This is a genomic window from Streptomyces sp. BF23-19 (assembly GCF_041106355.1).
GTDB lineage: Bacteria > Actinomycetota > Actinomycetes > Streptomycetales > Streptomycetaceae > Streptomyces > Streptomyces virginiae_A.
In genome coordinates, this window is record NZ_JBGBPT010000010.1 from 81,244 (window position 1) to 105,373 (window position 24,130).

21 protein-coding genes are annotated in these 24,130 nt (G+C 70.8%); 13 read left to right on the top strand and 8 right to left on the bottom strand.

Going from position 1 to position 24,130, the window contains the following annotated elements; all coding sequences use genetic code 11:
• Positions 1-5 precede the first annotated feature (5 nt).
• Positions 6-908, bottom strand: a complete 903-nt coding sequence (locus AB8A24_RS08555) for an oxidoreductase (RefSeq protein ID WP_328964773.1) — start codon at positions 906-908, stop codon at positions 6-8.
• Between the two features lie 112 nt (positions 909-1,020).
• On the opposite strand from AB8A24_RS08555, the gene AB8A24_RS08560 reads away from it, so the two are divergent.
• Positions 1,021-2,010: a transcriptional regulator gene (locus AB8A24_RS08560; RefSeq protein WP_369475285.1), complete on the top strand. Its 990-nt coding sequence runs from the start codon at positions 1,021-1,023 to the stop codon at positions 2,008-2,010.
• Between the two features lie 9 nt (positions 2,011-2,019).
• Here AB8A24_RS08560 and AB8A24_RS08565 read toward each other — a convergent pair whose 3' ends face one another.
• Positions 2,020-2,298 carry an SHOCT domain-containing protein gene (locus AB8A24_RS08565; protein ID WP_328964774.1) on the bottom strand — a complete coding sequence of 93 codons (279 nt, stop codon included), beginning with the start codon at positions 2,296-2,298 and terminating at the stop codon, positions 2,020-2,022.
• Positions 2,299-2,630: 332 nt separating this feature from the next.
• Here AB8A24_RS08565 and AB8A24_RS08570 point away from each other — a divergent pair, with 332 nt between their 5' ends.
• From AB8A24_RS08570 to AB8A24_RS08580, 3 genes are all read left to right on the top strand, one after another.
• Positions 2,631-3,005, top strand: coding sequence for a hypothetical protein (locus AB8A24_RS08570; protein WP_030725676.1), 375 nt, complete (start codon positions 2,631-2,633; stop codon positions 3,003-3,005).
• A 181-nt stretch (positions 3,006-3,186) separates the two neighbouring features.
• Entirely contained in the window at positions 3,187-3,552 is a 366-nt protein-coding gene (locus AB8A24_RS08575) for a helix-turn-helix transcriptional regulator (RefSeq protein ID WP_030758679.1), read from the top strand.
• 163 nt (positions 3,553-3,715) lie between these two features.
• The gene (locus tag AB8A24_RS08580; RefSeq protein ID WP_369475255.1) at positions 3,716-4,030 is read left to right on the top strand and encodes a hypothetical protein; all 315 of its coding nucleotides are present in this window, start codon (positions 3,716-3,718) and stop codon (positions 4,028-4,030) included.
• A gap of 123 nt (positions 4,031-4,153) precedes the next feature.
• Here AB8A24_RS08580 and AB8A24_RS08585 read toward each other — a convergent pair whose 3' ends face one another.
• Both AB8A24_RS08585 and AB8A24_RS08590 read right to left on the bottom strand, forming a co-directional pair.
• Positions 4,154-4,519 (bottom strand): darcynin family protein, encoded by a 366-nt coding sequence (locus tag AB8A24_RS08585; protein ID WP_328964776.1) that lies wholly within the window; start codon positions 4,517-4,519, stop codon positions 4,154-4,156.
• Positions 4,509-5,423: an NAD(P)H-binding protein gene (locus tag AB8A24_RS08590; protein ID WP_369475256.1), complete on the bottom strand. Its 915-nt coding sequence runs from the start codon at positions 5,421-5,423 to the stop codon at positions 4,509-4,511. Before AB8A24_RS08590 ends, AB8A24_RS08585 begins: the two co-directional genes overlap by 11 nt.
• Positions 5,424-5,535: 112 nt before the next feature.
• Here AB8A24_RS08590 and AB8A24_RS08595 point away from each other — a divergent pair, with 112 nt between their 5' ends.
• Together AB8A24_RS08595 and AB8A24_RS08600 are read left to right on the top strand one after the other, a co-directional pair.
• The gene (locus AB8A24_RS08595; protein WP_328964778.1) at positions 5,536-6,483 is read left to right on the top strand and encodes a LysR family transcriptional regulator; all 948 of its coding nucleotides are present in this window, start codon (positions 5,536-5,538) and stop codon (positions 6,481-6,483) included.
• 269 nt (positions 6,484-6,752) lie between these two features.
• On the top strand, positions 6,753-8,129 hold the full coding sequence (locus tag AB8A24_RS08600) for a S41 family peptidase (RefSeq protein ID WP_369475257.1): 1,377 nt from the start codon (positions 6,753-6,755) through the stop codon (positions 8,127-8,129).
• A gap of 52 nt (positions 8,130-8,181) precedes the next feature.
• Here the strand turns inward: AB8A24_RS08600 and AB8A24_RS08605 are convergent, their stop codons facing one another.
• Both AB8A24_RS08605 and AB8A24_RS08610 read right to left on the bottom strand, forming a co-directional pair.
• Positions 8,182-8,847 (bottom strand): response regulator, encoded by a 666-nt coding sequence (locus AB8A24_RS08605; RefSeq protein ID WP_369475258.1) that lies wholly within the window; start codon positions 8,845-8,847, stop codon positions 8,182-8,184.
• Positions 8,844-10,049 (bottom strand): sensor histidine kinase, encoded by a 1,206-nt coding sequence (locus AB8A24_RS08610; RefSeq protein ID WP_369475259.1) that lies wholly within the window; start codon positions 10,047-10,049, stop codon positions 8,844-8,846. The genes AB8A24_RS08605 and AB8A24_RS08610 overlap by 4 nt, the downstream gene beginning before the upstream one ends.
• Before the next feature lie 321 nt (positions 10,050-10,370).
• Here AB8A24_RS08610 and AB8A24_RS08615 point away from each other — a divergent pair, with 321 nt between their 5' ends.
• From AB8A24_RS08615 to AB8A24_RS08625, 3 genes are all read left to right on the top strand, one after another.
• Positions 10,371-11,597 (top strand): hypothetical protein, encoded by a 1,227-nt coding sequence (locus AB8A24_RS08615; RefSeq protein WP_369475260.1) that lies wholly within the window; start codon positions 10,371-10,373, stop codon positions 11,595-11,597.
• Positions 11,598-11,954: 357 nt separating this feature from the next.
• On the top strand, positions 11,955-15,758 hold the full coding sequence (locus AB8A24_RS08620) for a bifunctional glycosyltransferase family 2 protein/CDP-glycerol:glycerophosphate glycerophosphotransferase (RefSeq protein ID WP_328966095.1): 3,804 nt from the start codon (positions 11,955-11,957) through the stop codon (positions 15,756-15,758).
• Complete coding sequence (locus AB8A24_RS08625) at positions 15,751-17,262, top strand: hypothetical protein (protein ID WP_328964783.1); 1,512 nt, start codon at positions 15,751-15,753, stop codon at positions 17,260-17,262. The genes AB8A24_RS08620 and AB8A24_RS08625 overlap by 8 nt, the downstream gene beginning before the upstream one ends.
• On the opposite strand, the gene AB8A24_RS08630 is transcribed toward AB8A24_RS08625, so the two are convergent.
• Complete coding sequence (locus AB8A24_RS08630) at positions 17,246-18,208, bottom strand: endonuclease/exonuclease/phosphatase family protein (protein ID WP_369475261.1); 963 nt, start codon at positions 18,206-18,208, stop codon at positions 17,246-17,248. The two genes, AB8A24_RS08625 and AB8A24_RS08630, sit on opposite strands and share 17 nt — an antisense overlap.
• Before the next feature lie 114 nt (positions 18,209-18,322).
• Between AB8A24_RS08630 and AB8A24_RS08635 the strand changes: the two genes are divergently transcribed.
• The 3 genes from AB8A24_RS08635 to AB8A24_RS08645 all read left to right on the top strand — a co-directional run bounded on the left by AB8A24_RS08635 (position 18,323) and on the right by AB8A24_RS08645 (position 21,832).
• Positions 18,323-19,282: an aldo/keto reductase family oxidoreductase gene (locus tag AB8A24_RS08635; protein WP_369475262.1), complete on the top strand. Its 960-nt coding sequence runs from the start codon at positions 18,323-18,325 to the stop codon at positions 19,280-19,282.
• A gap of 92 nt (positions 19,283-19,374) precedes the next feature.
• The gene (locus tag AB8A24_RS08640; RefSeq protein WP_369475263.1) at positions 19,375-20,910 is read left to right on the top strand and encodes an alpha/beta hydrolase; all 1,536 of its coding nucleotides are present in this window, start codon (positions 19,375-19,377) and stop codon (positions 20,908-20,910) included.
• A 196-nt stretch (positions 20,911-21,106) separates the two neighbouring features.
• Positions 21,107-21,832, top strand: coding sequence for a transcriptional regulator (locus tag AB8A24_RS08645; RefSeq protein ID WP_369475264.1), 726 nt, complete (start codon positions 21,107-21,109; stop codon positions 21,830-21,832).
• 53 nt (positions 21,833-21,885) lie between these two features.
• Here AB8A24_RS08645 and AB8A24_RS08650 read toward each other — a convergent pair whose 3' ends face one another.
• Positions 21,886-23,304 (bottom strand): nucleobase:cation symporter-2 family protein, encoded by a 1,419-nt coding sequence (locus AB8A24_RS08650; RefSeq protein ID WP_369475265.1) that lies wholly within the window; start codon positions 23,302-23,304, stop codon positions 21,886-21,888.
• A 582-nt stretch (positions 23,305-23,886) separates the two neighbouring features.
• On the opposite strand from AB8A24_RS08650, the gene AB8A24_RS08655 reads away from it, so the two are divergent.
• Entirely contained in the window at positions 23,887-24,060 is a 174-nt protein-coding gene (locus AB8A24_RS08655) for a hypothetical protein (protein ID WP_158820687.1), read from the top strand.
• The last annotated feature ends 70 nt before the right edge of the window (positions 24,061-24,130 follow it).

The following is a 24,130-nucleotide window of genomic DNA, read 5'->3' on the forward strand; positions in this document are numbered from 1 at the left end:
TCCGGTCAGCCGTGGTGCACGGCCTCCAGGACGGCCAGATCCGCCTCGGACAGACGCAGCGCTCCGGCGGCCACGTTCGCGTCCAGGTGGTCGGGGTCGCCCGTGCCGGGAATGGCCAGAACATGCGGTCCCCGCCCGAGCGTCCAGGCCAGCCGTACCTGCGCCGGACTCGCGCCGTGCGCCCGGGCGACGGCGCGCACCTCCTCGTGCTCGGCGCCGCTCGCGCCCGCCTGCCGTCCGGTGCCGGCGATGGAGTAGAAGGGGACGAACGCGATGCCCTGTTCGCCGCAGGCGCGCACGAACCCGTCATGCTCGGGCCGCACCCCGATCCCGTACATGTTCTGCACGCAGACCACCGGCGCGATGGCACGGGCCTCGGCGAGGTGCTCGGGGGTGACGTTGGAGATGCCGAGATGGCGGATGAGGCCCGCGTCGCGGAGCTCGGCCAGCGCGCCGAAACGCTCCGCGATGGAGTCGGTCCCGACGATCCGCAGGTTCACCACGTCGAGGTGGTCGCGGCCGAGCTGGCGCAGGTTCTCCTCGACCTGGCCGCGCAGCAGCTCCGGGGTGGCGTGTTCGAGCCAGGTCCCGGACGGGCCCCGGCCCGGTCCGACCTTGGTGGTGATCACCAGGTCCTCCGGATAGGGGGCCAGCGCCGCGTTGATCAGCTCGTTGGCGGAGCGCAGCGGCGAGAAGTAGAACGCGGCGGTGTCGATGTGGTTCACGCCGAGCTCGACCGCCCGACGCAGCACGGCGATCGCCTGGCCGCGGTCCCTGGGCACGGCGTCGTCCGCGAACGCCTCGCCGGTCTGCGGCAGGCGCATCGCGCCGAAGCCGATCCGGTTGATCTTCAGGTCACCGAGGTTCCAGGTGCCCGCCGCGTCCGCGGTCTTCGTCTGTGAGGTCATGCCCGGATGATCCGCACCCGGTAGGCTGCCAGGCCATTGATTAAGGCATGACTGAATCCTCGGGGTGGACGTGCGGGCGGAACTGGCATTCTCCGTGAGCGATCTCGCGCAGATGCGGTTCGCCGTCTCACCGATGTGGGAGGTCGGGCCCAGCTACCGGCTGCTGGCCTCCGGGGCCACGCCCCACGTGCACCGGCCCTGGACCGATCAGGTCGGGCCGCGGCTGGCGGCCGCCGGCCTCGACCGGGGCTGGCTGGCCGAACTGATCCCGCCCTCGGGGTACGTACCCGACTTCCTCAACCCGGCGCCCACCGGACCCGCGCCCTCCCTGGCGGAGGAACTGGACAGGGTCCGGGCCACTCCCACCGGCCGGGTCCGCCTGGACCTCGACCGCCTGCGACAGGAACAGGGACGCCTCGGCCCGCGCACGCGGACCTTGTACGCCGATCCGCGGGCCCGCCTGGTCCGGGTCGCCGAGGAGATCGAGACCTACTGGGAGTTGGCCCTGGCGCCCTACTGGGCGCGGATCCGCGCGGTGCTCGACGCCGATGTCTTCCACCGGGCCCGGCAGGCGGCCGAGCATGGCGCCGGCCGTCTCTTCAACGACCTGCACCCCTCGGTGAGCTGGGGCGACGATGCGCTCCGGTTGTCCCGCCGGCACCGGCCGCTGTCCCGCGGTACGGCGGGCGCGGGGCTGCTGCTGATCCCGTCGGTCTTCACCGGACCGGTGCCCTTCACCCGCGTGACGCCCCCGGAACCGCCGCAACTGGCCTATCCGGCGCGCGGCACCGGCGCCCTGTGGGAACCTCGAACCGCCGGCAGTGCCGAGGCCCTGGCCGCCGTACTCGGCCGCTCCCGGACCCGGCTCCTGACCGAACTGGAGAGCCCTGCCTCCACCACCGAACTGGGCCGCCGTACGGGGCTCTCGGCCGCCGGAGTGTCCCAGTATCTCACCGCGCTGCGCGCGGCCGGCCTGGTCAGCTCGCACCGGGCCGGCCGCTCCGTGCTCTACGCCCGTACCTCCGTCGCCGAGTCCCTGCTGGTCGCCACGGCCCGCACTCCGGGCGTGGAGCGGGGACTGTCGCAGGGAGGGGCGACGTGAGCGGCGGGGTCATGCCGCCCCGTCCTTGAGGGAGCGGCCGAACTGCTCGTCCAGGACGGACAGCCGCCGCCAGTACTCCTCCTCGTCGATCTCCCCGGCGGCGAAGCGCCGGCCCAGGATCGCGATCGGCGAGCGTTCCCCGTACGCGGCCGCCGCCCCGCGGCGCCCGCGCCGGACGGTGCGGCGCAGCACGGTGACGACACCCACGACGACCGCCGCCCAGATCAGCGGAACGAACAGGATCCACGGGCCGGGCCCGTCGTAGGCGAGGGTGGTGAAGGTATCCATCTCGGTTCATCTCCTCGGAAGCTTGGACGTTTCGTCTCACCCCGAGACTCCTCCGAAAGGCCCCGCCGGTCGTCGTACGGCCGGCTGCACCCCGGGTACTTCCACGGGAGTAGCCGGAGTGCGGCGGGCCGGCGGTCCCGGCCGGGCGCGCCGGTACGCGTGGGACAGGTGGGGCGCGTGGGGCAGAGGGGTGCGATGCGCACATTCCACGCAATCCCCCGTTCCCCGTACGCCGCCACGCACGCTCGGTAGCGTCGGGATCACAAGCCGTCCGGTGTCAGTAGGAACCGATCACCGGGCGGACTCCGTAGCAGGCAAGGGAGCGAATACCGATGGCGAACGTTGAGGTCTCCTTGAAGGAGACGATGACCTCGATCGAGGGTGCGATGGGAGCCGCGCTGGTGGACTACACCAGCGGTATGGCGCTGGGGACCCTCGGCGGCGGCAAGGAGCTCGACCTCACGGTCGCCGCCGCGGGCAACACGGATGTGATCCGGGCGAAGGTCCGCACGATGGAGATGCTGGGCCTGAAGGACGAGATCGAGGACGTCCTGATCACCCTCGGCGGCCAGTACCACCTCATCCGGCTCCTCAAGGGCCGGGGGCACGGCGGCCTCTTCCTGTACCTCGTACTGGACAAGGGTCAGTCCAACCTGGCCATGGCCCGCCACCAGCTCAAGCGCATCGAGGCCGCCCTGGAGCTCTGAACCCGGCGTTTTCGCGCCCACGCATGCCCAAGAGTTGAAGAATTCTTCAATCCGGCACATCTGAAACAGGTAATCGCCGGGCGTGCGTGGGCCCGTCCGTATGAATGTATGGGTGGTCGGCCGACTGGAAGCCCCGCGCCCCCAAGCAAGGTTTGAAGCAACAGCAGGAGCACTCATGGGAATGCAGGTACCCCTCTACCAGGCGAAAGCCGAGTTCTTCCGCATGCTCGGACACCCCGTCCGCATCCGCGTGTTGGAACTCCTGCAGAACGGCCCCGTACCCGTACGCGACCTCCTCGCCGCGATCGATGTCGAGGCGTCGAACCTCTCCCAGCAGTTGGCGGTCCTGCGCCGGTCCGGCATCGTCGTGTCCATCCGGGACGGAGCGACCGTCAGTTACGCCCTCGCCGGCGGCGACGTGGCCGACCTCCTGCGCGCGGCGCGCCGCATCCTGACCGAGCTCCTGACGGGCCAGAGCGAACTCCTGGCCGAACTGCAGCAGCTGGGACCGCAGACGGACCGCACGGACAAGGTCGCCGGCCGCTGAGAACCCATCGCACCGTATGAGCGTTCCGCTGTCCTGGCGCGGGCGCTCGGTCGCGAGGGGGATCGTGGATGATGGCTTGGTGTCGGTCACGGTAGAGGCAGTGCGACAGGGGCCGTCGACGCCCACGACGGTTCGAGTCCGCTCCGCGGTGGGAACAGCTGAGGTGCTCTGGCAGGGTGCCCTCGGAGCGGTCGGCGACGAGCACCATGTCGAGTGGACCGTCGATGAGGACATCGTCTGGGGGACCAACGCGGGGCCGGCGAGTTCCGCCGGGCCCAAGTTGTCGCAGGACGGCGACCGAATCGTCTTCCAGGGGCGGTTGAGCCTGACGGAGGACGGCGCGGCATTCCTGGATCTGGGCGGAACGTCCATCCTGTTCGACCTCGCCGGACCCTCGCTGCCGGAGGGTGCTGACGGGTCGTGGATCGAGGTCCGCGTCGGCCGGGGCCATGTCAGGGTCTGGCCCTACCGACTCTGAGGTGCGAGCGACGAGCCGGTCGCACCGGTGCCGCACGGACGCCGGCTCCTCCCGCCCCGGGCGGCGATGTCCCGGGGCCGGTCGAGGCCCGGGGACATTCGGCGTCGTGGGGCGGGAGGCGTGTCAGGTCGTGATGGTGGTGACGGCCTCAACGCCGTAGGTGCGGGCGTAGCCGTTCTCGGTGCCGACGAGGAGATCGACGACCGTGAAGTAGCGGTCCCAGAACGGGGTTTCGCGCAGCGCGTCGATGAGGAGCTGGTAGGCGTCGTGGTCGTCGGCCTCCCAGACCCAGACGTCGGTGACGCGGGTGGAGTAGAACTCCGTGTCGTAGAAGCGTGAGCGGACGCCGGTGGTCCTGGCCTTGATCGCCGGGACGACCTGGGTGGTGAAGGCGGTCATGCGCTCCTGGGGGGTCATGGCGAGCCACTCGGGTGTGGTCTTGATCAGCATGAACGCCGTGACCGGCGGCGTCGTCCTCTCAACGGGCATGACGGGTACCTCCCGAGAGGACCGCGGGAGTCAGGGTCCGGGCGCACCAGTCCTGGAAGCTGGTGGGGGAGCCGGTGGCAGGGGTGCGGGTGACGCCCGCGTCGAGGCCCTCGTTCTTGGCCCTTTTCATGTCGACGACGCCCCGTGCGAACGCCTCGTCGAGGCGGTGGCCGAGGAGATCGGTGTGCAGCTCGTCGAGCGGCTGCTGTACGTAACGGACGGGCCGGCCGAGCTGTTCGGTCATGATGCGGGCCAGGTCGGCGGGGGAGAGGTCCTCGGGGCCGAGGACGGGGACGCTGTCGCTGCCGGACCACGAGCGGCCGCGCAGCAGATCGGCGGCGACGGCCGCGATGTCGGCCACCGCGGCCCGCGGGGCCTTGAGGTCGGCGTCGATGGCGTCGGTGAAGACGCCCGTCTCCCGAAGGGCGTCCGCGTCCTCGAGCAGGTTCTCGAAGAACGACGGGCAGGCCAGGGCGCGGTAGGCCACGCCGGTGCCGGCGATGAGATCGTCCATGGCGAGGGAAGCCGTGACGAGTCCGGCGCGGTGGGCGAGCGACGTGCCGCGGCCGAGCGCCGAGACGCCGACGACATGGCCGACGCCGTGGGCCACGAGGGCCTTCGCGGCGGGCCGGGTGAAACCGCGGTAGGCGTCCTCAGGGGTCAGCGACGCGTCCGGGGGGACCAGCCAGAACACGGCGTCCGCGCCCTCGAAGGCGCGGTCGACGACCTCGGCGTCACCGTGCGAGCCGGTGATCACCTCTACACGGTCGCGCACCGCGTCGGGCAGCCGGGCGGGGTCACGTACGACCACGCGTAGTGCCTCGCCGTGGACGGGAGCGGACTCCAGGAGCAGGGACAGCAGGTGGCTGCCGATGTTCCCGGTGGGAGCGGTGATGACGATCATGGAAACCTCGTGGGTCGTGCGGATCGGGACGACCCTCATCCTGTGGAAGGTCAAGGTGTTGCCACAATGGGAACTTGAGCACGGGATCATTGCCTGAAATGGAATAACGCCTATGAGCAGCAGTGCAGCACCTGTCATCGACGCCAATCTCGCCGTCGCACTGGACGCTTTGCTGACCGAGCAGAGCGTCACTCGCGCCGCCGCCCGCCTGCACACGTCGCCGGCCGCCATGAGCCGCACGCTCGCCCGACTGCGACGCATCCTCCAGGACCCGTTGCTGGTCCGGGCCGGGCAGGCCATGGTCCCCACTCCCCGGGCCCAGGCCCTGCGCGAGGAGACGGCCGCCGTGGTGCGCCGTCTGGGAGCGCTGCTGGCCCCTGGCGCCGGCGTCGATCCCGCCGACCTGCGCAGCACCTTCACCCTCCAGGCGGCCGACCTGGTCGGCGCCGCGTTGGCGCCCGGGATGTTGGGGCTGGCCCGGCAGGAGGCGCCGGGGATCTCGTTGCGGTTCCGGGCCGAGGAGATGGAAGCCGGCTCGGCACTGCGCGACGGCCGGGTCGACCTGGAGATCGGGTCCATCGACCATGTGGACCCGGAGACCCGGATCGAAGAACTGGTCACCCTTCGCATGGCGGCGGCCGTCCGGCCCGACCACCCTCTCGTCGAAGGAACCCTGACCCCGGAACGTCTCGCCGCCGCCGATCACGTGGTGGTGAGCCGCCGTGGCCGGTTCACCGGTCCCCTAGACGCCGCCCTGGCCGAGCGGAACCTCCGCCGACGAGTCGCCGTCGTCCTCCCCAGCCACATGGCCGCGATGACGCTCGCTGCCGGCAGCGACATCGTCTGCCTCGTCCCCACCCCACCCCACGGCGGTGTTCCCTCCCCGCTGACCGACGTCGCCACCGCTCTGGGCCTTCGCCTCCTGGACATCCCGTTGCCCCTGCCGCCGCTCACCATCGGCATGGCGTGGCACCCCCGCCACGCCGCCGACGGAGGCCACCATTGGCTCCGCGACGCCGTCCGCCGGACCCTGCACGCCCCGGGCGATACCCCTGCCTGACCTCACCTCCCGGATGACCGGGGGCCTGGGAGGAGCACGCGCACCTTCCGGTAGGGGCGCGGGACGATGCAGGGTCAGCCCACGCCGCTGGGGCGGGCGTTAGCCGAATGCCGCGCCGATCGGTCCCTCGGCGTGATCACTCGCAGGTACTACCGGTAGTGGGGGCAGGCCCCACCCTTGATCCACCGGACAGCCGGATGGCCGGTGGAGGTCGGGTTCGGCGACCGTGGGGCGGTCCCGAACAAGTCGCCTACAGAGAAGGCAAGATCGTGCGCATCGTCACGGCCACCGCCGTCGTACTGGCTCTCGCCGGCCAAGCCGCGCCGGCCGCCGGCGCCAACCACCCGACCACCGACGGAATCTGGCGCACGGACGGTTACGGCACCGTGCTGTCCATCCGGAACGGAACTCTCCAGGAGTACCAGACCACCGCCGTCAGCTGCCTCGAAGGTGACTCCGCGCAGCAGACCGGCTCCGGCACCTACACCACGCCCAAGGGGGATGTCCTCACTGTGCGCATCCAAGGAGGCCGCGACCGCGGGTCCATGCGGGTGGACGGCTCCGTGGGAGACAGGAAGCTGCGCCGGATCGCGGAGTTGCCCGACGCCTGCACGCGTCCGGCCCCCGAGGGTCCGCTCGCCGCCTTTGACGTCTTCTGGCAGTCCTTCGAGGAGAACTACCCCTTCTTTGCCGCCAAGGGCCTCGACTGGCACGCCGTACGTGACCGATACCGGCCCGAGGTGCACGCGAAGACGACCAAGGACGAGCTCTACGCCGTCTTCAGCGAGATGGTCCAGCCGCTCCACGACGTGCACGTTGCCGTTCAGGACGGCGACCGCGTCTTCGCACAGGTTCGCCCCGGCACCGTCCTGCCCACCGAGGAGTGGGACACCGAGGTCAAGAAGTTCATCGTGGCGCACGACCTCGAGGACGCACGGATCATCCAGGACTTCGCCAACGGGCGGATCACCTACGCCGACCTCCCCGGCGGGCAGGGCTATCTGCGGATCTCCGGCTTCGGCGGATACGCGGGCGAGCGCGCCCCCTACGCCGTCCAGCAGGCCGAGCTCGACAGGGCGCTGGACACGGTCCTCAGCCAGGAGCGCACCCAGCGCCTGAAGGGTCTGATCATCGACCTGCGGATCAATGGGGGCGGCTCCGACTCCCTGGGAATCCACATCGCCGAGCGCCTCACCGACACCCCCTACGTCGCCTACTCCAAGCGGGCCCGCAACGACCCCGCCGACCCCGCCAGGCACACTCGCCCCCAGCCCGCGTATGTCACACCCGCCCAAGGCCCCCGTTACACCGGGCCGGTCGCCGTGCTGATCGGCGGCTCGACCGTCAGCGCGGGGGAGAGCTTCGCCCAGGCCCTCATGGACCGGCCCGGCAGGACGGTCCGGATCGGACAGCCCACACAGGGCGTCTTCTCGGACGTCATGGTGCGCAAGCTCCCCAACGGTATGGCGGCCTGGCTGCCGAACGAGGAGTTCCTGACCCGCTCGGGCAGGACCTTCGACGGCACAGGTATTCCGCCGCACGTCGCTGAGCCGGTCTTCACCAAGGACGAGTTCGACAGGAAGAGGGACTCGGCCTTCGACAGGGCTCTGAACATCCTGCGGGACTACAGAGGCCCCACGAACTGACGCAGGAGCAGCGGGACCGGAGTCTGCGAAGGCCACCAAGTCAGGGAGTGTCTCAGCTGAGCCAGCCGGGGCGGACCAGGCCGGATTCGTAGGCCAGGACGACCAGCTGGGCGCGGTCGCGGGCGCCCAGTTTCACCATGGTGCGGCTGACGTGCGTCTTCGCCGTGAGGGGGCTGACGACCAGGCGGCGGGCGATCTCCTCGTTGGACAGGCCCATGCCCACCAGGGCCATCACCTCCCGTTCCCGGTCGGTGAGTCGGCCCAGCCCGGACGCCGTCGCGGGCTGTTTCGAGCGGGCCGCGAACTCCGCGATCAGCCGGCGGGTGACGCCGGGGGACAGCAGGGCGTCGCCCGCGACCACCGCGCGGACCGCCCGTAGCAGTTCCGCCGGTTCGGTGTCCTTGACCAGGAAGCCGGAGGCGCCCGACCGGATCGCCTCGAAGACGTACTCGTCGAGCTCGAAGGTGGTGAGCATGACCACCCGCACGGCCGCCAGGGACTCGTCCTCGCCGATCCGGCGGGTCGCGGCGAGTCCGTCCAGCACCGGCATCCGGATGTCCATGAGCACGACGTCGGGACGCAGTTCCCGGACCAGCCGTACGGCCTCGTCGCCGTCGGAGGCCTCGCCGGCCACCTCGATGTCGGGCTGGGCGTCGAGCAGGGCCCGGAACCCGGCCCGGACGAGCAGTTGGTCGTCGGCGAGCAGTACGCGGATCACAGGTCCTCCTCGAACGCGTCGGCCTTGAGCGGGAGTACGGCGACCACCCGGAAGCCGCCGTCCGGTCGCGGGCCGGTTTCGACGGTGCCGCCCAGGGCCGCGGCCCGCTCGCGCATCCCGACCAGGCCGTTGCCGCCACCGTCCGGGGTGCCGCCCGTGGCCGGGCCGTCGTCGTCCACCCGTAGCTCCAAGGCGTGGGGCTGCCAGGTGAGGCGGATCCGGGCGGTGCGCGAACCGGAGTGTCGCATCACATTGGTCAGTGCCTCCTGGAGGATGCGGAAGGCGGCGAGGTCCACCCCGGGCGGCAGCGCCCTCGCCTGCCCCTCGGCCGAGACGTCCACGCTCAGCCCGGCCGTCGCGGCCTGTTCCACGAGTTCGGGAAGGCGGTCCAGACCGGGCGCGGGGGAGCGCGGCGCCTCGCCGGGGGAGCGCAGGGTGTCGAGGACCTGCCGGACCTCGCCCAGCGCCTCCTTGCTCGCCGCCTTGATGGTGGCGAGCGCCGTACGGGCCTGCTCGGGGTCGGAGTCGAGCAGGGCCAGCCCGACCCCCGCCTGGACATTGATCACCGAAATGCTGTGGGCGAGGACGTCGTGCAGTTCCCGGGCGATCCGCAGCCGCTCCTCGTCCACCCGGCGTCTTTCGGCCGCCGCCCGCTCGGCCCGCTCCCGGGCCCACTGCTCCCGGCGTACGCGGACCAGCTCCGCGACGGCGAGCACCGCGAGCACCCACGCGGTGACACCCACCTCCTGGGCCCAGGGCGTCGGGCCGTCCCCCGGGGGCGGGAGCCACCGGTAGAGCCAGTGCCCGATGAGCAGGTGCCCGGCCCAGAACAGGCCGACGGCACCCCAGGCGGCCCGGCGGTGTCCGGCGACGACGGCGGCGAAGCAGGCCAGGGCCAGACCGAGGAACACCGGGCCGTACGGGTAACCGGCACCCACATAGACCAGGGTGACCACGCTGACCCCGTACGCCACGGCCACGGGGTACCGGTGCCGCACCACGAGCAGGGCGGGTCCGATCAGCAGCAGGAGCCGGGCGAAGCCGTCCAGCGCCACCCGCCCGCTCTGCGCGTGCGCCGCCCAGCCCGCGCCGATCTGCGTGAAGAGGGCGACGAACAGCGCCGAGCGCCAGGCCGGGCCCCGCCCGGTCCGCTCCACCCATCGCCGCCACGGGGGACCCGGGCGTTCGCGCAGCTCGTCCATACAGCCACGCTAGACGGCGCTCCCCGTCACCCGCGTCACCCCGGCGTAGCGTTTCAGGCGTACTCCCCACGTAGTACCCGTACCCGACTTTTCCGGCTTACGGACGACGGCCCGGCCGGTGGCGAGGTCCGGCCGGCACCTGCTGGTGGAGGCGGGCGGATCAGGCTAGGTTGCAGGGAAGCGGAGGCTGTCGTGGACATGCGCCCCCGACATCCGCCGGTTGCCCCACTGCCGTAAATTGTCCAACGGCTCGCCGGGTAAGGCCGGGCAAAAGGTACGAGTTGGGGCAGGTGTGGGCAGGACATGGCGCGACGCGGACGTATGGAAGCGGACCGAGGTGTCACCTCCTCCGCGCCCGCGGTGCCGGGCTCCGAGATAGCCGCGGCGGCCGACGGCGGGAGCGCGGCCCGGAGCTGGCTCCGACTGGGTCGGGACGGACGGCTCACCGCCTACGCGAGCTGCGCCGACGGCCTGGTGCGCTGGACCGAGTCCGCGCCCGGCTCCGACATCTGGCAGGGCCCCGAGTTGTTCCCCGTCGAGGGATGGGCGGGCCGGTTCACGCTCGCCCAGGACTCCAACGGGTTCGTCTGGTTCGCCGGCACCCGCCACCGGGAGGGGGCGCCGGGCGGCCGCGAGCTGATCGTCGCCACCCAGTACCAGACCGGCCGCCCCCTCGGCGACTGGCGCGCGGCGGGCAACCCCTTCCCGGAACGCAAGCGCGAGCAGGGGCACGCGGCGGAGCGGGGCCAGACCCGAGGTCAGGACCAGGACCAGGCCCAAGGTCAGGAACAGGCCGGGGCGGAGTCGGGGGCGCCCCTGCCCCCGCCCGGCGACCCGATCGTGCTCCCCGACGGCACCGGCGCGCTCCACATCCTCTCCACCCGGTTCGGCGTGGGAGCGCGCGGCCGGACCCGGCGCGCCGACGGCGCATGGGCCAATTGGGCCGACTACCAAGGCAAATGGGTGCGCGGAGCCGTCGTCCCCCTGGTGACCGCCCGGGGCCGGGCCGAGTTCCTGGTCACCTTCCGCGGCGGGGCCTCGTACTGGGGGCAGGACATGCCGGGAAGCGACTTCAGGTGGCTCGGGCGCATGAAGGCCGACGCCGTGGAGGGGACGTACAGCGCCTACGAGACGGGCCCCGGCACCGGCACCTACTTCTGGCGCCACCCGGCGGACGGCGGCGTCATCGCCTACCGCCCGCAGGCCCCCGCCGGTGTGTCGCCCGCGCTCATGCCGCTGGGCGGCGCGGGCGGTGTCGGCCCGGTGGACGTCGCCCGTACGCGCATCGACGGGTACGACTGCACCGTCCTGCTGCAGCGGGGGGCCGAGGGCTACCCGGAGATCGCCGCCTACCCGACGGAAGGCGAGCAGTACGGCACTTGGTGGGCCCCGGTCGGGGATCGGTGCGCGGGGCTGCCGGCCATCTCGCCCGACGCCCGTGGCGCGGTCACGATCGCGATGATCGACATGGACGGCGGGCTGCTGATCGCCCGGCAGGATCGGACGGACCCGGGCCTGGCCTTCGGTCCGTGGTGTCGGGTGGGGTGATCCACCTCACCCGAATTCCCGTGCTGCGGCGATTGAAGCATTGCTTCCGCGTGCCGCACCCTGGGTGCAGGCGGAGTTGACCTCCCCCGCAGGTGTGGGAGGTCGCCGCTCATTCGCATACGTGAAGCTTTGAGCCTGTGAAGCGCCCATGAATACTTGCTCGCCATTAAGTGATTGGCCTACGCTGCGGACGCGCTGTCAAGGTCGCATAAGTGTGCGGTCGAGTGCGGTGGGGCGGGTCGAGTGTTCGGGGAGCGGTGGGTGACCGGATTCGGGGGCGGGTCTGGCGGTGTGTCCCGGCAACTTCCGGTGCGCCGTGAGAAGTGTGTCTATCGAGGAGCTTTCTGAGTGGCAGGTATGCCCCGCCTGAGTGTTGTCGTGCCTTTCCAGGATGTGGAGATATACCTCCAGGAATGTCTGGAATCGATAGCCAGGCAGACGTTCTCCGCACTCGAAGTGATCATGGTCGACGACGGCTCGACCGATTCCTCGACGGCCATAGCCGCCGACTTCGCCCGCCGCGATCCCCGGTTCAGGCTTCTGCGTCAGGAGTCGATGGGGCCGGGGCATGCCCGTAATGTCGGTATTCGAGCCGCTCATCCCCAGGCGGAATTCCTCGCGTTCGTCGACGGCGACGACGTCATACCCGAGTACGCCTACGAGTTGCTCGTGCAGACCCTCGAAGGGTCCGGTTCCGATTTCGTGTCGGGCAACGTGCAGATGATGAACTCCACCAAGCGGTGGCAGTCCCCCCTGCACAAGGCGCCCATGCAGAAGAGCCGGCGCGGCACGCACATCACCAAGCTGCCGGACCTCATCTACGACCGCACCGTCTGGAACAAGGTGTTCCGACGGTCCTTCTGGGACTACCACTACATCGCGTTCCCCGAGGGCGTCATGTACGAGGACTCCTGGGTCAACATGTTCGCCCACTTCCGGGCCGCCAAGGTGGACATCCTCACGGACATCGTCTACTTCTGGCGCCGGCGCGAGGGCGGTGCGGCCCCCTCCATCACCCAGCGGCACACCGAGTTCAGCAACCTCCAGGACCGGGTCTCCGCGGTCCGGTCGGTCAGCCGCTTCCTCGCCGGGCACCGGGCCCGCTCCTACTCGGACCACAAGCGCAAGTACGACCTGGCCTGCCTGAAGTCGGACCTGATGCTGCATCTGAAGGTGCTGCCGGACGCCGACGAGGAGTACCAGGACGCCTTCATGCAGTGGGCGAACGAGTTCTTGGACGAGGCCGACGCGGACATCATCCACGAACTTCCCGCAGACGCCCGGGTCAAGTGGCTGCTGGTGCGCGAGGGGCGCCTGAAGGAACTGCTCGACGTCGTCGAGTTCGAGCGCAAGGGCGGGCCCCTGCCCGTCCAGCGCCGCTTCCATCGCTACCTCAACTACCCCTACCTCGGTGACCGTTCGGTCGGCCTCGACAAGAGCGCCTACCGGCTCGACAAGGAACTCTCGCTCCACGGCTCGCTGAACCGGGCGGCCTGGGAGGACGATCACCACCTGACCCTGGAGGGGTCCGCGTACGTCCGTTTCATCAACGTGCACAAGCGGCACATGTCGATGAAGGCGATCGCGCTGCGCAACAAGAAGCAGGGCCGCGTGGTCGTCGCCAAGGCGAAGACCACCTACTACCCGCAGGCCACCGAGTACTCGAACCAGAACCGCTATTGCTACGACTGGTCCGGCTTCCAGGTCAGCTTCGACACGTCCCGGCTCAAGCGCAAGGGCGTGTGGGTCGAGGGCACCTGGGACGTCGCGGCCGGCGTGCTCAGCCGCGGCCTCTTCCGCTACAAGGGCATGGCCCGGGGTGGCGCGGGCAGCGCGGCCAACCCGCCCTACCGGTACGTCGACAAGAACGTCCGCGTCGTGCCCCTCTTCCTGCAGGGCAAGCTCAAGCTCCGCGTCGAGACCGTCCGTTGCCGCATCACCCGGCACCGGATGGTCGGCGACCACATCGAGCTCGGCGGTGTCTACCTCGGTGCCAAGCTCCCCGAGTGGGGCAAGTTCCGGGTGACCAGCATGAGCGGCGCCGGCCGCCACGACTCGTGGGTCCACTTCACGCCGGGCGGCGAGGGCTGGTACCTCTTCGTCACCCGCATACCGGTCAAGGCCCTCGTCCCCGGACACCGCACGAACTCCTCGGACGGGGTCCCCGAGACCTGGAACACCGGCGCCAACGGCTGGAAGACCACCTTCCACGTCGAGGGACGCAAGGCGGCCATCTACCCCGTCATGGCGGAGGACGCCACCGACGGCCACTACCGGATGCCGGCCGGGCTGCAGACCGACGGCGGGGACCGCGAGGTCTTCGTGCACCGCAACGGCTCCGGCTACGTCGTCCTGTTCGAACGGGACACCCTCCCGCTGGCCAAGTCCGCCACCTGGCGCGAGGACGGCTCGTTGGAGGTCGTCGTCGGCTACGCCGCGCAGGACATGCTCGACGCGTCCGAGTACGCCATGGCGCACGTCGTCGTACGCTCCCGCGCCCACGGCGCGGAGCGCGTCGCCCCGATCACCTGGCAAGGCGACGAGTTCCGCTTCGTCGTCACCCCCGCCGCGATGCGCACCCTGGCCGGCGACATCCCGCTCGCCGCCGGCCGCTGGGACTTCTTCCTGCGCCGCCAGGACCCCTCCGCGGTCACCCCGGAGAACCGCACCGGCGACCTCATGGTCAAGATGACGCAGGATCTGATCCCGACCCTGCCGCAGGAGATGACCGGCAACGAGCGCCGCTACGAGCTCCAGTCCGAGGCCTACGACCGGCTCTCCCTGCTGGTCCACTCGGCGATGCCGGACGAGGCCCGCGGCCCCTACCGGCAGAAGCTGATGCGCACCAAGACGTATCCGGCGGCCCGCCGCAAGCCCGTCACCCAGGCCGTGCTGTTCGACGCCTTCAAGGGGACCCAGTACTCCGACAGCCCGCGCGCGCTGCACGAGGAGATGGTCCGCCGCGGCCTGGACCTCGAACACCTCTGGGTGGTGCGCGACGACCAGGTGGATGTTCCCCCCACCGCGCGGCCCGTGCGCATGTGGTCCCCCGACTGGTACGAGGCCATGGCCCGGGCGAAGTACGTCGTCGCCAACAACCACCTCCCGGACTGGTTCGAGAAGCGCGAGGGCCAGGTCGTCGTGCAGACCTGGCACGGCACCCCGCTCAAGCGCATCGGCCACGACATCGAGGCCGTGCACTTCGCGGACAAGCGGTACCTGGAGCGCGTGGAGAAGGAGGTGCGGAACTGGGACATGCTGGTCTCCCCGAACAGCTTCAGCACCCCGATCCTCAAGCGCGCCTTCCAGTTCCCCGGCGAGATGGTCGAGAGCGGCTACCCGCGCAACGACATCCTGCGCCGCGCCGACTCCGGTCGGCGGGCGGCGGAAGTACGCCGCCGCATCGGCCTGCCGCCGGGCAAGAAGGCCATCATGTACGCGCCGACCTGGCGCGACGACCAGTTCTACGCACCCGGGAAGTACAAGCTCGACTTCCGCATCGACCTCGACGAGGCCAAGGCGCAGCTCGGCCACGACCACGTCCTGCTCGTGCGGCGCCACCCCAACGTGGTCGACCCCGTACCGGGCGCCGGCGACGGCTTCGTCTTCGACGTGTCCGACTACCCGGACATGGCGGACCTCTCGCTCATCGCCGACGTGATGATCACGGACTACTCCTCCCTGATGTTCGACTTCGTCAACACCGGGCGGCCGATCCTCTTCTTCACCTACGACCTGGACCACTACCGGGACACCCTGCGCGGCTTCTACTTCGACTTCGAGCAGTCCGCCCCCGGCCCCCTCGTGTACACCTCCCCGGAGCTGATCGGGGCGATCCGCAACATCGACCGCATCCAGCAGGGCTACGCCGCCCGCTACCGCTGGTTCCAGCAGGAGTTCTGCGACCTCGACGACGGCTACGCCTCGGCCCGGCTCACCGATCGCATCCTGATCGCCGGAGGGGACCTCGACCCGGCCCGGGCACAGGCCCCGGCCGTCGGAGCGGCCCGCGGCCGCGCGGCGGGTCCGGCGGGCCAGGCAGGTCAGCGCGCCGACGCAGGTCAGGCAGGTCAGGCAGGTCAGGCAGATCCCTGGAACGGAGGCACCCTCGGTCAGGTGCCGCGTCAGCCGGCGAGAAGAATGGATTCCGAGCATGTCTAAGACAGCCCAGAGCACGCGCCGCGTCTTCACCGGCGTGGACACCTCGGGGGCGGTGCCCGTCGAGTACCGGTTCTCCCACGCGCGCAACGGCAATCGCCATCTGGTCGTCGTCTTCGCGAACCGCTACGCGACCAACGAGTACGGCTGGGCCAACGGAAAGCTCGACCTGCTGCGCTCCAACATCCTGTGGGTCCGCGACCTGTTCGACGGCGCGAACACCTACTACCTGTGCAAGGGGATGGACTTCTCCCTGGAGCAGTCCGTCGCCGGGCTCATCTCGCGCGTCATGGGAGCCCTGTCCCTCTCGCCGGACCAGGTGACCATGTTCGGCAGCTCCAAGGGCGGCAGCGCGGCCCTGTTCTTCGGCCTGAAGTACGGCTTCAGGAACATCGTGGCCAGCGTGCCCCAGTTCCAGATCGGTACCCGCGTCAAGGAGGGCAACCCCGAGGCCGTCCGGGTGATGATGGGCGAGGCCACGGAGCAGAACGTACGCGTCCTCGACTCGGTCCTCCCCGAACTGGTGCACAGCGGGGCGAACCGCTCGGCCAACATCTATCTGGTCACCTCGCCCCAGGACGAGCAGTACGCGAGCCAGGTGGAGCCGTTCGTCAGGCTGTTCCAGGGACACGAGAACTTCAACTTCGTCTACAACGACTCTCCCCTGATCACCGACCACGGGAAAGTCACCCTGCGCAACCTCCCCACCCTGATAGGGCTGTTGAACCTCCTCGTCGAGGGCATCACCCCCCGGTTCGGCATGGTCCGTAACGGCTACGAGGAGCCGCAGCGCGACACGTCGGCGATCGACGCGTACCTGACGCAGACCTCACTCGTACAGCGCGACGAGTCCTTCCCCCGGCCGGTGGTGCTGACGCCGACGACGGAGGAGCGGGTCCCCGCCAACACCGTCCGATTCACGGGCACCGCCGTGGGCGCCGTACGCGTCAGCTTCTGGCAGGACGGCAAGCACAAGGGCTCCGCGCCCGTCGCCGCGGACGGCACGTGGGTCTGGGAACGCGGCACCCCCTGGCCCAAGGGCAGGCACGTCATCAGGCTGTTCGCCGCCGACGCGAACAACTACCAGACCGAGCGCACCGAAGTGGTCTTCACCGCCGTGGAGAACGCGTCCGCGGCCCTGCCCGAGTACGAGCCCGCGCCCCAGCCGCTGCCGCTGCCGGCGCAGCGCCTCGTGCTGTCGGTGACCGCCCCGGCCGCCCACCAGCAGCTGTCGGGCCCCGCCGTCGGCTTCGCGGGCTACGCCCCGGGCGCCGTCCGCGTGGACTTCCAGGAGGGCGGAGCGGCCCTGGGAACGTGCGAGGTACGAGCCGACGGCAGCTGGGCGTGGGAGCCCGGCTGGGCCTGGAACCAGGGCGACCACTTCGTCGAGGCCATCGCGGTGGACGCCGTCGGCAACGCCTCGCCCTGGACGGCCGTCCCCTTCACCCTGATCATGAACTCCTACCCCGTGCCCGCACAGGGGGCGTTCTTCAACGCACGGTACTGATCGTCGCCGGGTCTTCGGGCGGGCGGGTCACCCGCATCACCAGCGGCCGGTGGTCGGACGCCTTGGTGTCCACCGCCTCGCAGGCCGTGCGGGGGAGCTGGGTGAACAGGTAGTCGATCTTCGTGCCGTCCTTGAGGGTGGCATGCCCCGCCCGCGAGCTGCCCTTCTGGTCGCACTCGCGGTAGGTGGTGTACGCCTCCCTCGGCCAGATCCAGGCGGACGTGTTCTTCTCACCCACCGGCGGCGGGGAGTTGAAGTCCCCGCCGAAGACCGTGGCGGCGTCCGTGGCGGCGGCGGCGAACAGCGAGCTCAGCTGGTCGTCGCGGAAGTCCCAGTCCGGGTGCTCGTCGTCGCTCTCCCGCAGCGAGAGGTGCGCGTTGCACACCCGCAGCCGCTGGGCCGGCACCCGCGCGCACAGGATCCCGCGGTGCAGTCCCACCGTAGGCTGCTCGGTCGGGATCGCCTCCACGTCGGTGAGCTGGGAGCCGGCCAGCAGGCCGTAGCCGGCCTGCCCCTTCCCCTGTCCGGTGCAGTCGACGGACGTACGCCGACCGGTCGCGTCCACCTCGGCGTACGGTTCGAAGGCCGATTGCCACTGCGGGCCGAGGGCGTGGGCGAAGGAGGTCAGGTCCTCGGAGCACACCTCCTGCAGGAGCAGGACCTGGACGCCGGAATCACCGATCAGGTCGCGCAGTTGCCCCAGTTTCTCCTTCGGTCCACCCGTCTTCTCGCAGCCCCACTGCCGCACGCCGCACATGTTCCAGGTCGCCACGGAGACGTCGTCGGCCGTCCCGGCGCCCGCACCGGCACCCGCCACCGAAGCCGGTGTCTGCGCCGACGTGCACGCCACCGCGGTCAACAGGCCCAGGGTCGTCGCCGCGCTGCCGAACCGGCGGCGGAGCGACCGCCGCGGCGACCACCACCCGGTCTCCATGTGTCTCTGCATGCGGACATCATTGGGTATGAGCCGGTCAGCCCGTGCATCGGGCCCGGTGTGAGCCGTTCCGCATCGCCGCCGGAAACCGTGAGGCGCACCTCGGGGACCGCATAGGGTGGGACGGTGACGAACGCGAGTACGAACCCCGGCGCCGACCGAGTGCTGTACGGGTGCATGGGCCTGGGCGGGAGCTGGGACCCGGACCCGTACGGTCCGGCCGACATCGACACCGCCGAGGCGGCCGTCGTCGCCGCCCTCGACGCCGGCATCACCACCTTCGACCACGCCGACATCTACCGGCACGGGAAGGCCGAGGCCGTCTTCGGCGAGGTGCTCGCTCGCACACCCGGGCTGCGCGAGCGCATCACGCTCCAGACCAAGTGCGGGATCCGACTGGGCGACAAGGACCGCCCCGGGATGTACGACCTGCGCGGGGAGAGCATCGCGCGGCGCGTCGAGGAGAGCCTGACCCGCCTGCGGACCGACGTGATCGATGTCCTCCTGCTGCACCGCCCCGATCCACTGGCGGACGTGGACGAGATGGCCGCCGCGCTGACCTCCTTGCACCGCCAGGGCCTCGTACGGGGCTTCGGCGTGTCCAACATGGGCGCCGCGCAGATCGCCCACCTCCAGGCCCGGCTCGACGTACCGCTGGTGGCGAACCAGCTGGAGATGAGCCTGCACAGCCGTGCCTGGGTCGAGGCCGGAGTCCTGCTCAACACGCCGGAATCCGCACGGAACGGGTTCCCGTTCGGCACGCTGGAGCACTGTCGCGACCACGGCATCCGCCTCCAGGCCTGGGGCGCGCTGGCGCAGGGCCGGTTCACCGGCCTCGAGGAGACACCCGCCGAGCGGGCCACCGCGGCCCTGCTGGCCGAGCTGGCCCGGAAGAAGGACACCACGCCCGAGTCGGTCCTGCTGTGGTGGCTGATGCGGCATCCCGCCGCCGTCGCGCCGGTCATCGGCAGCGCGCGCCCCGAACGGATCCGTGCCTGCGCCGACGCGGCGCTGCGGGAGCCCGAGCTCACGCACGAGGAGTGGTACGAGCTCTGGATCACGGCCCGGGGCGTGCCGCTGCCCTGAGCCGACCGGAGGGGGAGCGGGGGGTTAGCCCCACCGGTGGCCGACCGGCACGCCGGATGGGACCCCGAGGTGAGATCAACAAGGCTTGTGCCATGACGACTTACCCGCACAAGGCCCCGCGCCGGGCCCCGCACAAGGCCCTGCTCCTCGCCCTCGCCACGGCCGCCGTGGCGACCACAGTGACCGCGACCGCAGCACCGGCCATGGCTCGGCCCGCATCCACGCCCGCCGCCCCGCGGCTCGACTGGCACCCCTGCACCCATCCGGGCGCGCCCGCCGCCCAGGAGTGCGCCGAGCTGCCCGTCCCGCTCGACTACGACGACCCCGACGGCCGGCAGCTCACCGTCGCCGTCTCCCGGATCCGTAGCGACCGCCCCGAGGCGCGGCGCGGCACGCTCGTCGTGATACCCGGCGGACCGGGCGGATCCGGTGTGCAGCGCCTGACGCAGAAGGCCGACGCACTGCGGCGGGAACTCGCCGGGGCCTACGACCTCGTCGCCTTCGATCCGCGCGGAGTGGGCGCCAGTACCACCGCGAGCTGCGACCTCGCTCCCGAGGACCGGTACCTGACCAGCCTGCGGTCCTGGCCGGGCCCGAACGGCGAGATCACCGAGAACATCGCCCGCTCCCGGCGCATCGCGGCGGCCTGCGCCCGCAACGGCGGCCCCGAGCTGCGCAGTTTCACCACGGCCAACCAGGTCCGCGACATGGACCGCTTCCGCGAGGCGCTCGGCGAGCGGAAGCTCTCCGCCTGGGGCACCTCGTACGGGACGTACGTCGGCGCCGTATACGCGCAGAAGTACCCCCGGCACACCGACCGCTGGGTCCTCGACAGCAGCGGCGACCCCGACCCGAAGCGGGTCGCGCGCGGCTGGCTCGCGAACATGGCGCAGGGTGCGGCGGACCGCCTCCCCGATTTCGCGGCCTGGGCGGCCCACCCCGACCGGGACCGCGACGGCCTGCGACTGGCCGCGGCACCGCGGGAGGTGGAGCCGCTCCTCGTCTCGCTCGCGGCCCGACTCGACCGGGAGCCGAGGACGACCACGACCCCCGGGGTGCCGCTGACCGGCAACGGCCTGCGCCAGGCCCTCCAGAACGCGCTCTACGCGGACGCCGCCTTCGCCGGCTTCGCCCGGCTCGTGCAGGCGGCGCAGGACCCGGCGGGGACCCCGGTGCTCCCGAGGGAGCTCGCCGCGCCCATCCCGAACGCGGACGCCGCGCTCATGGTCGGCGTCATCTGCAACGACGTCGCGTGGCCGGACGCGCCCGTGGCCGCGTACCGGCGGGCGGTCGACGCGGACCGGGCCCGGTACCCGCTCACGGCCGGCATGCCGGTGAACGTACTGCCCTGCTCCTTCTGGAAGACCCCCACGCAGAAGCCGACCCGCATCACCGACGACGGCCCGTCCAACATCCTCATGCTCCAGAGCCGCCGGGACCCGGCCACCCCGCTCTTCGGCGGCCTGAAGATGCGCGAGGCGCTGGGCGACCGGGCCCGCCTGGTCACCGTCGAGCAGGGCGGCCACGGGTTGTACCTCGGCAACGGCAACGCGTGCGGCGACCGGGCCGTCACCGAGTTCCTCACGAGCGGCCGCCGCCCGGCCCGGGACACGGACTGCGCGAACTGAGCCGGCCACGCCCGTACCGCGGTCCCCGCGGCCGGTGGTGGTCGCCCAGGGGCCCCGCATGGCCTTGGATTCGTAGGGGTATGGACGGATACGCCCCACTGAACATCTGTTAGTGTGCCCGCGCTTGGTGTTCATCCATCGATCCGTCCTCCCCTCGACCGCCGCGCGCCCGAGGGGGCTGCGAGGTGTCTCGTACGTGCACAGCACCATTCCCTTCTCCCCGACCGAGGCCAGATCCGCGCGCGCCCGCATGGGCCTGACGACGACCCAGGTGGCCCACTCCATGGCCGCCTGCGGCACCCCCGTCCACCCCCAGCTCGTCGTGGCTTGGGAACAGGGCACCCAGGTGCCCTCCGACCGGCAACTCTTCGCCCTGGCCGACGTCCTGTGGTGCGACGCCACCACGCTGATGGGCATCGCACCGCGCACCCTCGCCGAGCACCGGCTGGCCCGTCGACTCACCGTCGACCGGCTGGCGTACCGCATAGGCATGGACCCGTCCCAGTACCGCGCGGCCGAATCGGCGCGGCAATGGAACGGGGACACCTGGCAGACCAGGGCGCTCGTGGAGGCCCTCGGGCTGTCGCTGCGCGAACTGATCGGGATCATGGGGCGGGTGGAGGAGCTGGCCGAGCACCTGCGTTCGGCCGTCGCCGGGCGCTGGAAGACGTACGTGGACCCGGTGGCGGAGATCGTGGTGGTGGACGCGACGAGTGTCGGCGACGCGTTGCGCACGATGCACGCGGAGTTCGCCGCCTTCTCGGAGCGGTACATGGGACACCTCGTGGCGCGCAACAACGACGCCCGGCTCAAGGAGATCGCGGCGGAACGCGCCGCCTATCTGCGCCGACTGGTCGACCACTTCTGGGAGTTGATCGGCGAGGCCGGCGAGGCGCCGCCGTTCCCCGCGGCCGGACGCTGACCTGGAGCATCGACCGCGGGCCGGGCGCGCGGAGCGCCCGGTCGGCGGTCCGCTCAGCGTGCCGGCGCGCCGAAGCGCGGTTCGGCCGGGCCCTCTTCGTCGATGTCGTCCCAGTCGATCTCCATCGTGCCGCGGCGCGTGAAGACGTTGAAGAGCAGGTTCAGCGTGATGGCGGTCAGGGCGCCCAGGGTGATCCCGCTGTCGAGCACGGCCCGCAGGTCGTCCGGCATCCGGTCGAAGAACGGGCCGACGGTCGTCGGCAGCAGGGCGGCGCCCAGACTGACCGCCAGGATCAGGGTGTTGCGCTCCTCGCGCAGATCGGCCTTCCCCAGGATCTGGATGCCGACCGCGGCGACGATGCCGAACATGGAGATCGCCGCTCCGCCCAGCACGGGGTGCGGGACGGAGGCGACGAGGCTGCCCGCCTTCGGCAGCAGCCCCAGCACGACCATGAACGCACCGGCCGCGACGACCACGTACCGGCTCATCACCTTCGACATGCGCACCAGGCCGATGTTCTCGGCGAACGCCACGTACGGGAAGGAGTTGAGGACGCCGCCGAGCACCGTGGCCGCGCCGTCGGCCCGCAGGGCCCGGGCGACCGTGTCGGCGTCGACCTTCTTGCGGGTGATCTCGCCGATCGCGTAGACGTCACCGGTGGTCTCCACCATGGTGATCAGGACGACGACGAGCATGGCGACGATCGGCAGCAGCTCGAACCGCGGCATGCCGTAGTGGAACGGGGTGGTGATTCCGAACCAGTCGCTCTCGCCGACCGCGGCGAAATCGGTGTCGCCGAAGAGCCAGGCGGCCGCCGTGCCGACGACGAGCCCGAGCAGCACGGCGAGGCTGCTGAGGAACGGCTTGCCGATCCGGACGATGGTGAGGATGAAGAGCAGGGTGCCCAGCGCGTAGGCGAGGTTCTTCGGGTCCCCGTACGCGGGGGTGCCGATGAGGTGCGCGCCTCCCGCGGCGTCCTGCAGGGCCACGGGGATCAGCGTGATGCCGATGATGGTGAGGATCGTGCCGATGACGACCGGCGGGAAGTACTTCACCAGCCGGCTGAAGAGCGGGGCGAACAGGAAGGTCGCGATGCCCGTCGTGATCACCGCTCCGTAGACGACGAGCAGTCCGGCGGTACCACCGCCCGCTCCGAGGCCTATGGCGATCATGGGCGAGACCGCGGTGAAGGTGACGCCTTGGACCAGGGGCAGCCGGGCGCCGATCTTCCACACGCCGAGGGCCTGGATGATCGACGCCACGCCGCAGGTCAGGAGGTCCGCGTTGATGAGGTGGACCAGCTCCGCGCGGGAGAGGCCCAGCGCGTTCCCGAGCAGGACCGGGACGATGACGGCCGCCGCGTAGAACGCGAGGACGTGCTGGAATCCGTACAGGGCGAGCTGGGGGAGGGGGAGTCGTTCGTCGACCGGGTGCGTCTGCGGCCGGGTGGACTGACGGGGCATTCTTGCCATCTCTGCCTTGCCTTCGCGAGGTAGGTGAATGAGAAGACCGCCGCCCTCCAGCCCTGGGTGACAGGGCGAGGGCAGGTCGGCTCGTACCGAGCCGACGCCGGGCGGTGTTGCCGACATCGCGTCGCTCTGCACTTCATAGTCATGTCCCGGATGCGGGACATCCTTCGATCGACATGGCGGATCCGTATTTGATCATGGGATCCGAAGGATTCTCGACCGGAGGGCGCTCACCATAGCCAAAGGTCGTGTTTCCTCGCGAGTAACCTGCCGGCAAGGTGGCGGTACCAGCTCCTGTCACCGCCCCGCTCCCGCGCAACCCGTACGACGTCACCCACCTCACCGGGGTGACGGCCGGCCCGGCCGCCCCGACCCCGGTCCGAAGGCGAACTCCGGTCCGCCGCAAGGCTCCTCACGGGGTGGGACGGTCGCCCGGGGATGCCTCCCGCTTCCCCTCCCACCGCACTTTCCGTGGGGCCATGGCCCCTAATATCCATCCGTACTTGTGGGTACTGCGGCCGAATGGCGCCGGATTTGATAGTTCTGGACTGGTCCGGTGTGAGAAAGCTGCGGGAAGGACACGGCATGTTCGATCTACTGCGCCCGGAGACCGTCATGTGCCCCTTCTGCAAGGCCACCGCCGCCGACGGAGTGGTGCGGACCCTGCGGACCGGAGCGGGGTCACTGTCGGTGACCTGGCACACCCTCAACTGCCCGCACTACGCGGCCGACCGGATCCTCGCCGAGAAGGAGAGCTGACCGGAGCCGCCGTCCCGTCCCGGACCGCTACGGGGACGGCGACATGCGCGACAGGACCCGTACGGCGAGG